The organism is Halospina sp. K52047b (genome assembly GCF_008709855.1).
In the GTDB taxonomy this organism is placed as follows: Bacteria; Pseudomonadota; Gammaproteobacteria; order Pseudomonadales; family Oleiphilaceae; genus Halospina; species Halospina utahensis_B.
This window is the reverse complement of record NZ_VYJH01000002.1, coordinates 216,531-231,602: the sequence shown is the minus strand read 5'-3', so window position 1 is coordinate 231,602 and position 15,072 is coordinate 216,531. Positions and strand designations below refer to the sequence as shown.

Sequence of the window (15,072 nt, the reverse complement as noted above, 5' to 3'; positions counted from 1 at the left end):
GGGCTGTCAGCACGGAATACTCGTGACTCAGCGCACAACTGTCAATCACCCTGCGTTGCCGATCAGCCTTGGCTCAATTTCCAGCGCCACACCAAAACGGGCCCGTACATCCTCGCGGATGCGCTCGGCCAGCGCCAGCAGTTCCGCCCCGGACCCATTGCCGTGATGGATCAGGACCAGGGCCTGTTTCGAATGCACCCCGACATGCGCCTCCCGGTGCCCTTTCCAGCCGCACTGCTCAATCAGCCATCCGGCCGCCAGTTTGACCCCGCCGGGATCCGGATGGGCCACCAGTTCCGGAAACCGTTGCCTCAGCGCATCGCCGGTAGTCTGATCCACCACTGGGTTCTTGAAGAAGCTGCCGGCATTGGGCAGTACAGCAGGATCCGGCAGTTTCGCCAGACGGATACGGCTGACCAGGTCGGCGATGGCCTCCGGTGTCAGTTCCTGTTGCGGGTCGTCATAATCCGCAACTTCCCGCGCAAGCTCGCCGTAATCCAATCGGAAAGGCGCCGAACGCGACAGGCGCACCCGTACGCGCACAATGATGAAGCGTTCGGGGTCACGCTTGAACAGGCTGTCCCGGTAGCCGAAGCCGCACGCTTCCGGTCCCAGGGTCCGGAAGCGCCCTTCCTGCCGGTCCCAGGCGTCGAGGCTTTCGAGCACATCGCTCAGTTCCCGGCCATAGGCCCCGATGTTCTGGATGGGTGCCGCTCCCACGGTCCCCGGGATCAGGGCCAGATTCTCCAGCCCACGATACCCGATGGAGGCGGCGTAACGGACCACCGAATCCCAGTTCTCCCCGGCTCCCAGACTCAGGATGGCCCGGTCATCATCAAGAACCTGCCACTGGCGTTCATGGATGGCCATGCCCAGCACCAGGCCATTGATATCCGAGCGCAGCACCACGTTGCTGCCGCCGCCCAGGACCTGAACCGGCAGCTTCTGGTCATCCGCCCATTCCAGCAGCTCTGGAAGCGCCTCCGGGTTCACGATGTGGGCGAACCACTGGGCGTGACCCGGCAACCGCAGGCTATTGCACGGCTGCAGGTCGACCCCCTGTTCAAGAACCCCCTGGTTCATAGGCCATGCCGCGTACGCAACTCGGCAAGCAGACCTTCGCCCGCATCCGTGATCAGGTCCAGAACCCGCGCAAAGCCGGACTCTCCGCCATAGTACGGATCCGGCACCTCCTGCGTATCCGCATGGCGGGCGTAGCTGAGAAACAGTTCCACAGAGGCATCCGCATTGGGCGGCGCCATGGCTCGCAGATCCCCGTGGTTGGCAAGGTCCATCGCCAGGATGTGGTCAAAGGTGTAGAAATCCTCCAGCGAGACCTGGCGCGCCCGCTGGTCCGTCAGGTCAATGCCGCGCTGGCGGGCGGCGTCGGTGGCCCGGGGATCCGGCGATTTACCCACATGCCAGTGCCCTGTGCCCGCGGAATCGATCCGGATACGGTCCTGCAGCCCGGCATCCTGCAGCTGCTTTGCAAACACGCCCTGGGCCGTGGGTGAGCGGCAGATATTGCCGAGGCACACAAACAGAATGGAGACCGGTTGTGTCATAGTGCGTCACTCCTGATGGGGTGATGGGCCGGCAAGGCGTGCACGGACCCGTTCCAGGTCCACTTCCGTATCCACCCCTGCCGGCGGGGTCTGTTCAGCAATGCCCACCTGGATCCGCGCGCCGTGCCAGAGCGCCCGCAGCTGCTCCAGGGATTCCGCGCGTTCCAGCGGCGCCGGCTGCCAGCCCACAAACTGGTGCAGCAGGCTGACCCGGTAGGCATAGAGGCCAATGTGGCGGTACCAGCCGGCTGTCTCCGGCACCCGTTCCAGCCGGCGCCGGTCCTCGAAGGTCTCCCGGTCCCAGGGAATGGGCGCACGGGAGAAATAGAGCGCCCGCCCGGCTTCATCCATGACCACTTTCACGGCATTGGGATTGAAGAGTTCCTCCGGGTCCCTGATGGGCTCACAGAGGGTGGCGATGGCGGCATCCGGCGCGCCCTCGAGCAGCCCGGCCACCTGGTTGATCAGCCCGGCGGGCAGCAGCGGCTCATCCCCCTGGACATTGACGACGATCGCATCGTCCTCCAGCCCCAGTGTGGTGGCCACCTCCTGAAGGCGATCCGTACCCGAGGGATGATCATCCCGGGTCATGACGGCCTCGCCTCCAAAGCCCCGGACTGCCTCACCAATGCGCTCGGAGTCGGTAGCAATGATCACCCTGCCCGCCCCGCTTTCCGCGGCCCGGTCCCAGACGTGCTGGATCATGGGCCGGCCACCGATGTCCGCCAGGGGCTTGCCCGGCAGGCGGCTGGAGGCATAACGGGCGGGGATGACGACAGTGAAGGCCATGGGGAATCCGCTCAGCGTACCGGCGTAAGCCGTTCGTCAGTGGTCAGGGACCGGGCTTCCTCGGGCAGCATCACGGGGATGCCCTCGCGGATGGGGAACGCCATGGCATCATTGCGGCAGATGAGTTCCTGCGCCTCGGCGTCGTAGATGAGCTTGCCGTGGCACACGGGGCAGGCAAGCAGTGCGATCTGGCGTTTATCCATGGGTTCTGTCCTTCCCCGGCAGTTCAAGCTTTTGATCCAGTTCGGTAACCAGTGCGGCGTCCGGCCTGGCGATCACGTCCAGGACCCAGACATCGTCCCTGGCGATTGTGTGGCATTTTACGCCATCCTTGGCGGTCATCACGACCGGTCCATGTGGAAAGTCCAGATCATCCGAACGGAAACGATGGTGGTCGTCGAACGGATGGGGAATGACCCGGGCACCGAGGTCGTTAAGCGTATCAAAGAAACGCGCGGGGTTCCCTATCCCAGCGACCGCGTTCACCACGCGCCCGCTGAGCCATTCCAGGTCCCGGGTCTCACCGCTGCTCAGGTTGCGCAGCACGGTTGGCACCAGGGTCACTGCGTAGCACTGCTTAGCGCCCGGCAACCCGCCCCGGAACGTAGCGTGCTCCGGTTGGCCCGTGGTCAGGCAGAAATCCACCGATCGTACCCGCTCCAGCGGTTCACGCAGCGGGCCCACCGGCATCAGTGCCCCGTTGCCGACACCCCGGGCGCCATCGAAAATGCAGAACTCCAGGGTCCTTGCCAGGGCATAGTGCTGCAGGCCGTCATCACAGACCAGCACATCCCCCAGCTTGTCATGTTCCGCATAGGCCGCGGAGCGGGCGCGTCTGGGATCCACGAGAACCGGCACACCGGTCTGCTGCGCCAGCATCACCGGCTCATCACCACAGGCCGCGGGGTCCGAGTCGGGGGCCACGGCACAGGGATAGTGATCCGGCCTGGCGCCGTAGCCCCGGCTGAGGATGACCGGTCGCCACCCCTGCGCTTTCAGATGGCTTACCAGCCAGGCCGTGAAGGGGGATTTGCCGGTACCGCCAACCGTGATGTTGCCAACAACCAATACCGGCAAGGGGGAATGATGGACGGGGCGCCGCCCATTCCGGTAAGCCCTGCGGCGCCGATTCACCAGCCAGCCGTAAAGCCACGCCAACGGTGCGAGCCATCCCAGGGGGCGTCTATCCGTATACCAGAGGCGTTCCAGCGTATCCCCCATAGTCCGCGGCCCTGTGCTCAGGCGTCGTCTGAGAACTGGAGGCGGTGCAGCGCCGCGTAGGCCCCGTCATGCTCAATCAGCTCACGGTGGCTACCGATCTCCACAAGGCGCCCGCCATCCATGACCGCGATTCGATCAGCGGATTCAATGGTCGAAAGACGGTGGGCAATCACCAGCGTGGTCCGCCCGGCCATGACCTCTTCCAGCGCCTCCTGGATATGACGCTCGGACTCGGTATCCAGCGCGGAGGTGGCCTCGTCCAGGATCAGGATCGGGGCATCCTTGATGAGGGCCCGGGCGATCGCCAGGCGTTGGCGCTGACCACCGGACAGCAGCACACCATTATCCCCGACCATGGTGTCAAAACCCTGGGGCAGATCCTCGATGAACGACAGCGCATGGGCCTTGCGTGCCGCCTCCCGCACGACCTCCCGGCTGGCGCCGCTCATTTCGCCATAGGCGATGTTATTGGCCACGGTGTCGTTAAACAGGACCACGCTCTGGGTCACCAGCGCGATCTGGCGCCGCAGTGCTTCGAGCTTGAAGTCCCTTACGGAGACATCGTCGATCCGGATATCCCCATCCGTCAGTTCGTAGAACCTCGGGATCAGGCTCACCAGGGTGGACTTGCCGCTGCCGGAGCGCCCCACCAGCGCCAGGGTCTCCCCGGACGCCACGTTCAGGTTGATGCCCTTGAGCACGTATTCGTACTGCTCCTGGTAATGGAACCACAGATCCTGGAAATCGATGCGGCCATCCACGCGGCCCGGATCCCGGGTCCCGGTATCTTCTTCCTCGGGATAGTCGATGCTTTCGAAAATACTCTGGGACGCCGCGATCCCCTTCTGGATCTTGGCGTGGACCGAAGTCAGCTGGCGCACGGGCTTGGCCATGGTGGAGGCGGCGGTGATGAAGGCAACGAACTGGCCTGTGGTCATGGCGTCCCGGAATTCCGGAGACAGGGCCACCCAGATCAGGAAGCCGATGGCCAGCGAGACCAGGACCTGGACCACAGGGGTACTGATGGCCTGAGTCTTGGCCATTTTCAGGCTCTGGCGCAGGTTGTCCCAGCTGACCTTGCGGAAACGCCCGGATTCACGCTCTGCGCCCCCGAAGGTGCGCACCACCCGGTAGCCGGTGATGGCCTCCGATGAGACATGGGTCACATCCCCCATGGAGTACTGGATACGGCGGCTGATACGACGGAAACGACGGCTCACATAGCTGATGATCCAGCCGATGATCGGCCCCACCGCCAGGAACAGTAAGGTCAGCTTCCAGTTGGTGTAGAACATGAACCCGAGCAGGCCGACCACGGTCAGCCCCTCTCGCAGGATGATGGTCACGGCCTCGGTGGCGGCGTCCGTCACCTGCTCGATGTTGAAGGTGATCTTGGAGACCAGGTGCCCTGAGGATGTCTGGTCGTAGAACCTTGAGGGCACCCGCATGAGATGGTCGAACACCTGCACGCGCATCACATTGACGATGTTACGCCCGACATAGTTCATGTAGTACTTGCTCAGGAAGAAACCGACGCCGCGGATCGTGAACACACCGATGATCAGCATCGGCAGGAAGCGCCGGTTTTCGGGCGTGGGGTTCTGCAGCGCCTCGATCACGAACTCCATGGACCAGGCCATGGCCGTGGAGGCACCGGCATACACCGCATTGCCCAGGGTCGCGACGGCAAACGCCACCCAGAACGGGATCGCGTACCGCAGGAGTCGTTTATAGACCTGCCAGTTGGTCAGGTCTGAGATATCGGAATCATTCGCCATTGGCGTCGGGGCTGTTCTGGGTGCTGATGCTCAGGCCGGTAAAGCCGAGGCTGCCAGCCACGTCCATTGCACGTACCACCAGCTCGTGGCGGGCATCGGCGTCGGCGGTAATGATGAACGGAAGCTCGGTATTGCCTTCGGCCACGCTCTGGATGCGTTCATTCAGAGCCTGGCGTTCAACGCCCTCAAGGCGTTCGCCGTTGATGGAATAGACACCATCGGCACTGATCTCCACTTCAATGCGCTTGTTTTCCTGCTCCGCCTCGGTTCCCTCGGCCTCGGGCAGGTCGATCTGGAGTTCAGTCTCACGCGTGAAGGTGGTCGAGACCATGAAGAAGATCAGCAGCAGGAACACCACGTCGATCAGTGGCGTGAGGTTAACCGAAACCTCCTGTTGCGACTGACGCCGGAACTTCACTGCTCACCGCCCTCGTCGACAATGATGTCACGGTCACCGTGGACCACTTCCACCAGCTTGATGGCTTCCTGTTCCATATTCACGACCATCTCGTCCACACGACGGATGAAGAAGCGGTGGAAGACAAGAGCCGGGATGGCCACGGTCAGGCCCGACGCAGTCGTGATCAGGGCCTCGGAAATGCCGCCCGCCAGAACGCCGGGGTCACCCACGCCAGCCAGCTGGATCTGGGAGAACACCTTGATCATACCGATGACCGTACCCAGGAGACCCAGCAGCGGCGTGATGACCGCGATCGTTCCCAGCGGGTTGAGGAAGCGCTCAAGCTCATGCACCACCTGGGAGGCTTCGTGTTCGATGCTCTCCTTCATGATGTCACGGCCATGCTTGGCGTTACTGAGCCCGGCCGCCATGATCCGGCCAATGGGCGAGGATTCCTGGATCGCCTTGAGGCGGCGTGAGTTCAGCTCCTTTTTCTTGATCAGCCGCCAGAGCTCATTGGTGGTCGCCGCCGGCGCCACACGACTGATCCGAAGCGCATAGAACCGCTCAATGATGATGGCCAGCGCCAGGATGGAACAGATCAGCAGCGGAATCATGATGAATCCGCCGGGCCTCAGAAGCTCGAGCACACGCCTTCTCCATGCTGTTGAACAAGCGCCGACACTTTAGCACAGGCGCACCTTCTGGCCACAATCCCGCGCGGGGTCCACGCGCCACCCGCCCTCTTCCGGCAGCAATCGTAGTTCCCCGGTGCGCGGAGTGAACAGCACCCGCGTCGCCGCGTTCTCATATCGCTCAAGGGCCGGCGCCCCGGCCTCTCCCTGATACCAATCGGGCGGTGCCAGCACCGAAACCGACGGCGACAACGCCTCAATGAAGCCGAGTTGCGAGGACCGCCCCTGACCACCCCGTGGCGCCATAAGCAGATCGACCTCCCGGCCCTTGCCGAGTTCCCTGAGAATACGCCTCTCCCCACGACGGTCCACGGGCCCGGCAAGCAACGCCGTGCGTTCTCCGCTGCGCAGCAGCAGACTGCACTGTCCGCCCGCAGCCATCCCACTCAGGGTAATACGCCCCCTGCCGGTGTGTTGCTCCAGCGTACATGCGGGCGCTTGAATAACACGGCGGACATCCGGAAGCCTGGGGGACACCCAGTATTGCTGCGGGTCCATATCCGGATCCCCCAGCACCAGTTGATCGATCACGCTGATCCCCAGCGTATCCAGCCAGGCACCTATTCGGTCACGGGTAATCGCCCGGGTCCGCGAACCGGGCTCACGCCCATCAAACAGCACCGTCCACGCCCCATCCCGGATCACAACCACCGGCCCACCCACGCCATCCGCCACCCTCACCTCATGGGCACTCCCAACGGGTGCCACCGGCTGATGCCCAGCCAGGGGAACCAGGCCCAGCACAGCGCCGGCAAGCAGGCGGTAGGGCCAGCCAACCGGCAACATCGCACACAGGACAAGAGCAGCACCCACCAATGCGGTGCCGGGGGCGGGCACGGGCAGTTCAAAAGCCCACTGCTGGGCCCAGCCCAGGAATGACCAGAGCACGGTGACCGCCATATCCACCCCAGGAAGGACCCAACTGGCGGACGCTGGATGGAGCAGCAATAAGGGTGCGGCAACCAGAATCACCGGCATCACCACAACGGAAAGCCAGGGAATGGCAACCAGATTCACAGCAAAGGCAACGCCGGACGGGGCCATTCCATGCCACAGCAACAGCGGTGCTAGACCGGCCACCACGGCAAACTGGGCCAGCACCAGACCACTCACGGCACCGGGGGAACGGAGGCGGGCGCCCAGCCCCAGTATGAGGCAGGCCACGGCGCCGAAGGACAGCCAGAAACCCGGCCCCCACAGGGCCCGTGGCTCCAGCACCACCACCATCATCAGGGCCATCAGCCAGCCGTCCCAGAGCCGCCATTGGCGTCCGGAGGCGAGCATCCAGCCCGCCACGGCCACCATCACCAGCGCGCGCTGGGTCGGCACGGTCAATCCAGCAAGCAGCGCGTATCCCGTCGCCACCAGCCCGACCAGGACAAAAGCGATCATCCGACCCATGGCAGGTCGCCTGTGGGCCGCGCGGGTAATGGGCGCCCCCAGGACCGCGCCGGCAATGGCGGCCACCAGTCCCACGTGCAGGCCGGAAATGGCCACCAGATGCTGGGTCCCCGTGGCATCAAGCCGACCCCAGTGCTCTTGCTTGAGGCCCGCGCGGCTGCCAAAGAGCAGCGCCTCCACCAGCTCAGGATTGCGAAGGCGCTGTCCGTGACGATTGAGGCGGTGGATCAGCCCAATGCGGGCTGCATGGTAGTGGCAGGCGAGGCCACAGAATTCCGGGGCGGGCTCCATGCTGCGGACCCTGGCAATGGCGCCGATGCGCTCGCGCCAGAGCCACTGCTCAAATCCGCCACCGCCGGCGTTGAGCGGGGCACGCGGCGGATTCAGGCGAGCTTCAAGCACCACGCCGCCACTGATCCGGTGGCGGGAAGCCTCGCCGTCCAGCGTGGCCCTGATCCGGGCAGGCAGGTGTCCATCCCCTCCGCTGGTACAGACCACAAAAGCCAGGTGACCGCCGCTGGTGGGCCGGGCGGGGTCACAGACATAGCCCTTAACAGTAACCGGCTCCGTCCATGCCTTTGGCTCTGTGGGTGGCTGTACCCCCGGCCATTCCAGTAGGATAAGCACAACTGTCAGCGCCAGCATCCCTGCGCGCATAGCACCCTTCCCTGTCATACCGTGTTTTCGTTCGGATGAGGTGAGCTTCACTCATGGACAGACGTTTCTTCAGGCGCCTCATCCCTCACCCGGATCAGCTCCGCCGGTTCCGTGCCCTGAAGCTGCTCGGCGACGTCCTGCATGAACCCAACCTGTGGCACATCAACCGCCACTCGGTGTCCAGGGCCATCCTGCTCGGCGTGTTCTGGTGCATGGTGCCCATGCCGTTCCAGAGCCTGCCGGCCGCCATGACGGCCATCTGGTTCAATGCCAACCTGCCGCTGACACTGATCACCCTCTGGATCAGCAACCCACTGACAATGGGACCACTGCTCTACGCCGGTTACGCCGTCGGTGTCCTGGTGCTCGGGCGCCCCGGGGAGGCCGAGCAGTTCCAGCTCAGCTGGGAGTGGATCAGCAGCCGCCTGATCGAGGTGGGTGTGCCGCTGTACATCGGGTCCCTGATCCTGGGCGTGGTCTTTTCCCTGAGCGCCTATCTCGCCATCCAGCAGTTATGGCGCCGGCGTGTGCGCCAGCGCTGGCATCAGCGCCAGTACGAACGCCGCCTCAGGAATCGGTCTCACTGAGCCCACCGTGGTCCAGGCGCAGCACGCGTCCCATCCCCTGAGCCAGCTCCAGGTCATGGGTGACCACCACGAAGGCGGAATCCAGCTGCTCGTTCAGTTCGCGCATCAACCCCTGGATCCGCTCGCCGGTATCGTCATCCAGATTGCCCGTGGGCTCGTCCATCAGCACACAGCGCGGGTCGTTGACCAGTGCCCGCGCAATCGCCACCCGCTGGCGCTCACCGCCGGACAGCTCCGATGGCTTGTGCCTGAGGCGCTCACCCAGGCCAACACGCTCCAGCAGATCCCGGGCCTTCGCCCTCGCCTGGCGGGGACTGTAACGCCCCAGCGCCGCCGGAAGCGCCACGTTGTCGAGCGCACTGAACTCCGCCAGCAGGTGGTGGAACTGGTAGACGAACCCCAGGGTGCGGTTGCGGAAGCGGCAGCGCTCACGCTCGCGCATGCCATGGATGGCCTCGCCGTCGATCCAGACATCCCCCTCGCTGGGCCGGTCCAGCCCACCCAGCATGTTGAGCAGTGTGGTCTTGCCGGAGCCGGAACTGCCCACAATGGCCAGGGTTTCCCCGGGCGCAACGCTCAGGTTCACGTCCGAGAACACGCGCAGGGTTTCGCGCCCTTCGCGGTACGTCTTGGCCAGGTTACGGCACTGGATGATCGGTGTCTCACTCATAGCGCAGGGCCTCCGCCGGCTGCACCCGGGAGGCGCGCCACGCCGGGTAGATGGTTGCAAGCAGGCTCATGGCAAGGCCGGCGCCACCGACAATGAGCACGTCGTTGAGCTGCAGTTCCGACGGCAGGTAACTGATGAAATACACATCCGCACTCAGGAACTGCATGCTGAGCACGCTCTCGATCCACTCGATCACGCTGCTGATGTTGAGCGCCAGCAGTACGCCCAGGCCGGTGCCGATGAGGGTGCCGCCCACGCCGATCACGCCCCCCTGGATGATGAACACGGCCATGATGCCGGCCGGGGTCATCCCCATGGTCCGGAGAATGGCGATATCCGCCTTCTTGTCCGTCACCACCATGACCAGTGCCGAGACAATGTTGAATGCGGCCACGGCCACGATGAACATCAGCAGAAGACCGATCATGGTCTTTTCCATCTGGATCGCCTGAAAGAGGTTGCCGTGGGTCTGGGTCCAGTTCATGGTCCGATAGGCGCCCGGCAGCGACTGCGCGATCTGATTGGCCACCCGCGGAGCCTGGAAAAGCTCCTCCACCTGGATCCGCACGCCCTGAGCCTTATCCCCGAGACGGAGCAGTTTGCCGGCATCCTTGTAGTGGATCAGGGTGTAGCTGCTGTCGAGTTCCGCCCCGACACTGAAGGTGCCCACCAGCGTGAACCGTTTCATTCGGGGCAGCACACCCGCCGGGGAAACGGACGCTTCCGGCAGCACCACGGTCACCCTGTCCCCCATGCGGATCCCCAGGCGCCGTGCCAGTGCTTCACCCAGGATGATGCCGAACTCGTTCGCCTTGAGGTTCGACAGACTGCCATGGGTCATATGCTTCTGGATGATCGAGACATCGGGTTCGTATTCCGGATCCACGCCGTTGATCAGCGCACCCTGAACCTGGCCCCTGCCCGTGAGCATGCCCTGGGCCCGTGAGAATGGCGCCACGCCCGTCACCCTGGGGTTGGATTCGGCGACCCGGGCCACATCGCGCCAGTCCTCCATGCCGTCCGGGCTCTCGACCACTGCGTGCGGCACCATGCCGAGAATGCGTTCACGCAGTTCCCGGTCAAAGCCGTTCATCACTGACAGCACGGTGATCAGCACCATGACCCCGAGGATCAGGCCCAGCATTGAGACCAGGGAGATGAAGGAAATGAAGTGGTTGCGTCGTTTGGCGGCGGTGTAGCGCAGGCCGATGAATACGGAAAGGGGTCTGAACATAGATGGTTACCGGAATCCTTGGGCAGGTCGGCCGCGCCTGCACTGTCATGAATCACTGTTACACTCAGGAGGATCGGGTCCAGGAGAACGTCATGCCATCAGAACACGATCCCGAGCGTCGCCAGTTCTACCGGATCGAGGACCGCGTGGGCCTCGAATGCCGTCAACTCCAGGGGGAGCCAACCGGTCCCCCGGAAACCCTCTTCGAGGGCGGTGAAACGCTTCCGCTGGCGGAGGAGCTGCGCCGGCATGATGCAGAGATCCGGCATCAGCTCGGGCTGCTTTCGGAAAGCGACCGGGTCCTCTCCCAGCTGGCCCGTGCTCTCAACGAGAAGCTCGACACGGTGGCGCGGATTATGACCTTTCAGCAGAATCCCTTGCAAGACAGTGAGTGGGTTCATGTCACCCTCAGCGAGGGAGGCCTTTCCTTCATCACCACGGACCCGGTGCCTGAGCTCGATTCACTGATGGCCGTGCGCCTGACCCTGATGCCCGAACTCAGCCAGGTTGCCGCCTATACCCGCGTGGTGTCCGTGGATGCCACGGACGACGGCACCCGCCTGCACCTGCAGTTCCACAACATGGAGGATGCCGAGCGCCAGCAGATCGCCCGGCATGTGCTCCGGCTGCAGGCCCGGGAACGCCAGCAGGCGCGACAGCGCCGTGAGCAGCACGGCGACACCCCCTGACTCGACGCAGCCGGCTCGTGCGCTATAGTTAGGGAAACACTCATGGATCACCGAGTCTGACCGGAACAACAATCATGCGAACACTGACTCCCCGGACACTTTGTTGCCGGATCGCCACGCTCACACTGCTGCCGCTGGCGGCCTCCATGGCTTCTGCCCAGCAGATGGCCAACCCCGAATCCGACGCGGCCAGCGCCCGCGCCCAGCAGCAACAGCAGGCCGAACGCACGACCCGTCCCCTCAGCCTTAAGATCCAGCAGGAAGGCAATATACGCACTCCGCGCCGGGGTGAGAGCATGGGCTCCGTCCAGGACCGCTTCGGCGATCCGGAGGCGCGTCAGGGCCCCGTGGGGGAGCCGCCCATCACGCGCTGGCAGTACCCGCGCTTTGTCGTGGTCTTCGAGGATGAATGGGTCATCGACACCGTTGTGGAGCCTGACAGCGCGGACTGAACCCGGTATTGTTGCGCGCCCAGAATCGACACCGGAGGTTCCCGGAACCGTGAGCCGTTTCCGTCTTGCCGCTGAATGGGCGAAGCAGGGCTCTGTCCTGATGGCATGGCCCCAGCCCGATTCCGACTGGGCCGCGCTGGCCGATCGCGCCGAGCCCACGTTCACCGCCATAGCCCGGGCGATACTGGCCGAGCAGGATCTCACCCTGTGCGTCAGCAGTGAGCGCCAGGCCCTTGATCTTGAACAACGCCTTGTTTCCGGAACCGACCTGGGCCGACTGCATACCGTGGTCGTGGCCAGCAACGACACCTGGGCCCGCGACTTCGGTCCCCTGGCACTCAGCAATGGCGCCGAGTGGCGACTTCTTGACGCCACCTTCAATGGCTGGGGCAACAAGTTCCCCGCTGATCGGGACAACGCGGTCAACCGCGCCCTGCACGCCCAGGGCGCACTCGGCAGTCTGCCCCTGGAGAGCGATCCACTGGTGGTGGAAGGCGGCGCACTCGAGACCGACGGGGTGGGCACGCTGCTGATCAACCGCCCCTGCGTTCTCAATCCCAACCGCGGCAACCCGGAACCGGCCGCCGAGCGGATGACGCAATGGTTCCATGAACGGCTGGGCGCGGAGCGCATCCTGTGGCTCGATCACGGCCACCTTGAAGGCGACGATACCGATGGCCACATTGACACACTGGCCCGCTTCGCCGGGCCGGGGCACATTGTCTACCAGGGCTGCGATACCCCCGGGGACAGCCACTACACGGAACTCCAGGCAATGGCCCGGGAACTGGCGGCGCACACCGATGGCAACGGCCAGCCTTACCGCCTGACGGCCCTGCCCTGGCCGGATCCGGTCCACGACGAAGAGGGCAACCGGCTGCCGGCCACCTACGCGAACTTCCTGATTACCAACCATTCCGTGCTCGTGCCATGCTACGGCGTCGCCCAGGATGACGAGGCCTGCCGGGTGATTGCAGGCTGTTTCCCGCAGCGCCGGGTCCAGGGCATCCAGTGCCGACCTCTCATCCACCAGGGCGGAAGCCTTCACTGCCTGACCATGCAGCTGCCACCAGGAGCCGTGCCCGATGGCTGATCAACACGCCTTCACCGCCGCCGCCATACAGCAGAGCTGCGGCGCGGACCGCGAAGCCAACCTGGCCCATTCCGCAGGCCTGATCGAAAGCGCCGCCGACCAGGGCGCCCAGCTGGTGGTGCTGCAGGAACTCCACACCGGCCCCTACTTCTGCCAGGAAGAGGCCACGGACGTCTTCGACCGGGCCGAAACCATTCCCGGCCCCACCACCCGTTTCCTGGGCGAGCTGGCCGCGGAGCTGGGTGTGGTCATCGTGGGTTCCGTCTTCGAGAAGCGCATGGCGGGGGTTCACCACAATACGGCGGTAGTGCTGGACAGCGACGGCAGCCTGGCCGGCCGTTACCGCAAAATGCACATCCCTGACGATCCCGGATTCTACGAGAAATTCTATTTCACGCCGGGCGACGCTTCCGCGGATGCCTTCCGGCCCATCCAGACCTCACTGGGGCGGCTCGGCGTTCTCGTGTGCTGGGATCAGTGGTACCCGGAGGCCGCCCGGCTCATGGCCCTGGCCGGCGCCGAAGTGCTCATCTACCCCACTGCCATTGGATGGGACCCGGCAGACGACGCCGACGAACAGGCTCGCCAGCTGGATGCCTGGATCACCGTCCAGCGCGGTCACGCCATTGCCAACAACCTGCCCATCATCGCGCCCAACCGGCACGGTTTCGAGGAGGCGCCGGACGGCTCCGGCAACGGCATCCAGTTCTGGGGCAACAGCTTCATCTGCGGTGGCCAGGGCGAACTCCTGGCCCGCAGCAGTGCCGAGGGTGATGACATCCTTCTGGCCACCATCGACCCTGATCGGACCGATACCCTGCGGCGTATCTGGCCCTACCTGCGGGATCGCCGCGTGGACGCTTACGATCACCTGACCCGACGCGTGAGGGACTGATGAAGAATGCCGACCTGCTCCAGCAGACCACCGACCAGCTCAACCGGGTCCTGTTGGGCAAGCGTGACCAGGTGCGCCTGGCGCTGTGCTGTGTGCTCGCCGGGGGGCACCTGCTGATCGAGGACATTCCGGGCATGGGCAAGACCACCCTGTCCCACGCGCTCTCCGGCACCCTGGGGCTCAGCTACAACCGCATCCAGTTCACGAGCGACCTGATGCCGGCGGACCTGCTGGGATTCTCCATGTACGACAAGGAAGCCGGCGACCTGGTGTTCCACCCCGGCCCGATCTTCGCCCAGGTGATTCTGGCGGACGAGATCAACCGTGCCTCGCCCCGCACCCAGAGCGCCCTGCTGGAGGCCATGGAGGAACGCCAGGTCTCCATTGAAGGGGAAACCCGTTCCCTGGAGGAGCCCTTCTTCGTCATCGCCACCCAGAACCCTCTGGATCAGCGCGGCACCTTTCCCCTGCCGGAAAGCCAGCTGGACCGTTTCCTGATGCGCCTGACCCTGGGCTACCCGGACGAACGCGCCGAGCGTGAGCTTCTCATGGGTCGGGATCGGCGCCACATGACCGCGGAGCTGACACCACTGCTGTCACCGGAATCCCTCCAGCGGATGCAGGCGCTACTGCCCGAGATCAGCGTCTCCGACGCCCTTCTGGATTACATCCAGCGCATCCTCGCCTACAGCCGGGACATCCCCGGCGTTCTTTACGGGCTTTCCCCCAGGGCGGGTCTGGGCCTGCTGCGGGCCGCCCGCGCCTGGGCGCTTCTGGAGGGCCGTGGTCATGTGCTGCCCGACGACGTCCAGGCGGTCCTGGCCAGTGTGGTTGAACACCGCCTGGTGGATGACCACCACAACCGTCAGGAGATGCTCTCCCAGCGCATCCTGCGTGACGTGCCCGTGATCGTGTAGCGCCCGCCCCTGCGCCGGCGTTACCATGA

At 64.6% G+C, this 15,072-nt stretch carries 17 protein-coding genes; 6 read left to right on the top strand and 11 right to left on the bottom strand.

All coding sequences use genetic code 11. The annotated features are described in order from the left end of the window. Positions 1-45 precede the first annotated feature (45 nt). From murB to F3089_RS03505, 9 genes are all read right to left on the bottom strand, one after another. A complete protein-coding gene (murB, locus tag F3089_RS03545) occupies positions 46-1,083 on the bottom strand; it encodes a UDP-N-acetylmuramate dehydrogenase (protein WP_151439469.1) in 1,038 nt (345 codons plus the stop codon). Then, positions 1,080-1,565 (bottom strand): low molecular weight protein-tyrosine-phosphatase, encoded by a 486-nt coding sequence (locus F3089_RS03540; RefSeq protein WP_151439468.1) that lies wholly within the window; start codon positions 1,563-1,565, stop codon positions 1,080-1,082. Before F3089_RS03540 ends, murB begins: the two co-directional genes overlap by 4 nt. A gap of 6 nt (positions 1,566-1,571) precedes the next feature. Beyond that, the gene (kdsB, locus tag F3089_RS03535) at positions 1,572-2,354 is read right to left on the bottom strand and encodes a 3-deoxy-manno-octulosonate cytidylyltransferase (RefSeq protein ID WP_151439467.1); all 783 of its coding nucleotides are present in this window, start codon (positions 2,352-2,354) and stop codon (positions 1,572-1,574) included. 11 nt (positions 2,355-2,365) lie between these two features. Further along, positions 2,366-2,557, bottom strand: coding sequence for a Trm112 family protein (locus F3089_RS03530; protein WP_151439466.1), 192 nt, complete (start codon positions 2,555-2,557; stop codon positions 2,366-2,368). Then, on the bottom strand, positions 2,550-3,512 hold the full coding sequence (gene lpxK, locus F3089_RS03525) for a tetraacyldisaccharide 4'-kinase (protein ID WP_286202758.1): 963 nt from the start codon (positions 3,510-3,512) through the stop codon (positions 2,550-2,552). Before lpxK ends, F3089_RS03530 begins: the two co-directional genes overlap by 8 nt. A gap of 80 nt (positions 3,513-3,592) precedes the next feature. Continuing rightward, positions 3,593-5,353 (bottom strand): lipid A export permease/ATP-binding protein MsbA, encoded by a 1,761-nt coding sequence (gene msbA / locus F3089_RS03520; RefSeq protein ID WP_151439464.1) that lies wholly within the window; start codon positions 5,351-5,353, stop codon positions 3,593-3,595. Then, positions 5,343-5,771: an ExbD/TolR family protein gene (locus tag F3089_RS03515; protein WP_151439463.1), complete on the bottom strand. Its 429-nt coding sequence runs from the start codon at positions 5,769-5,771 to the stop codon at positions 5,343-5,345. The genes msbA and F3089_RS03515 overlap by 11 nt, the downstream gene beginning before the upstream one ends. Continuing rightward, a complete protein-coding gene (locus F3089_RS03510) occupies positions 5,768-6,403 on the bottom strand; it encodes a MotA/TolQ/ExbB proton channel family protein (RefSeq protein ID WP_151439462.1) in 636 nt (211 codons plus the stop codon). Before F3089_RS03510 ends, F3089_RS03515 begins: the two co-directional genes overlap by 4 nt. Before the next feature lie 36 nt (positions 6,404-6,439). Further along, positions 6,440-8,506, bottom strand: coding sequence for a ComEC/Rec2 family competence protein (locus tag F3089_RS03505; protein WP_192497260.1), 2,067 nt, complete (start codon positions 8,504-8,506; stop codon positions 6,440-6,442). A gap of 53 nt (positions 8,507-8,559) precedes the next feature. On the opposite strand from F3089_RS03505, the gene F3089_RS03500 reads away from it, so the two are divergent. Beyond that, positions 8,560-9,093: a DUF2062 domain-containing protein gene (locus F3089_RS03500; RefSeq protein ID WP_151439460.1), complete on the top strand. Its 534-nt coding sequence runs from the start codon at positions 8,560-8,562 to the stop codon at positions 9,091-9,093. On the opposite strand, the gene F3089_RS03495 is transcribed toward F3089_RS03500, so the two are convergent. Beyond that, entirely contained in the window at positions 9,074-9,763 is a 690-nt protein-coding gene (locus F3089_RS03495) for an ABC transporter ATP-binding protein (protein WP_151439459.1), read from the bottom strand. The genes F3089_RS03500 and F3089_RS03495 overlap by 20 nt on opposite strands. Then, positions 9,756-10,997, bottom strand: a complete 1,242-nt coding sequence (locus F3089_RS03490; RefSeq protein WP_151439458.1) for a lipoprotein-releasing ABC transporter permease subunit — start codon at positions 10,995-10,997, stop codon at positions 9,756-9,758. The genes F3089_RS03495 and F3089_RS03490 overlap by 8 nt, the downstream gene beginning before the upstream one ends. A gap of 92 nt (positions 10,998-11,089) precedes the next feature. Between F3089_RS03490 and F3089_RS03485 the strand changes: the two genes are divergently transcribed. From F3089_RS03485 to F3089_RS03465, 5 genes are all read left to right on the top strand, one after another. Beyond that, a complete protein-coding gene (locus F3089_RS03485; protein WP_151439457.1) occupies positions 11,090-11,686 on the top strand; it encodes a PilZ domain-containing protein in 597 nt (198 codons plus the stop codon). Positions 11,687-11,760: 74 nt separating this feature from the next. Continuing rightward, a complete protein-coding gene (locus F3089_RS03480) occupies positions 11,761-12,138 on the top strand; it encodes a hypothetical protein (protein ID WP_151439456.1) in 378 nt (125 codons plus the stop codon). A 49-nt stretch (positions 12,139-12,187) separates the two neighbouring features. Then, positions 12,188-13,231, top strand: a complete 1,044-nt coding sequence (locus tag F3089_RS03475; RefSeq protein ID WP_225741660.1) for an agmatine deiminase family protein — start codon at positions 12,188-12,190, stop codon at positions 13,229-13,231. Continuing rightward, a complete protein-coding gene (locus F3089_RS03470; RefSeq protein ID WP_151439454.1) occupies positions 13,224-14,126 on the top strand; it encodes a carbon-nitrogen hydrolase in 903 nt (300 codons plus the stop codon). The genes F3089_RS03475 and F3089_RS03470 overlap by 8 nt, the downstream gene beginning before the upstream one ends. Further along, a complete protein-coding gene (locus tag F3089_RS03465; protein ID WP_151439453.1) occupies positions 14,126-15,043 on the top strand; it encodes an AAA family ATPase in 918 nt (305 codons plus the stop codon). The genes F3089_RS03470 and F3089_RS03465 overlap by 1 nt, the downstream gene beginning before the upstream one ends. Positions 15,044-15,072: the final 29 nt, after the last annotated feature.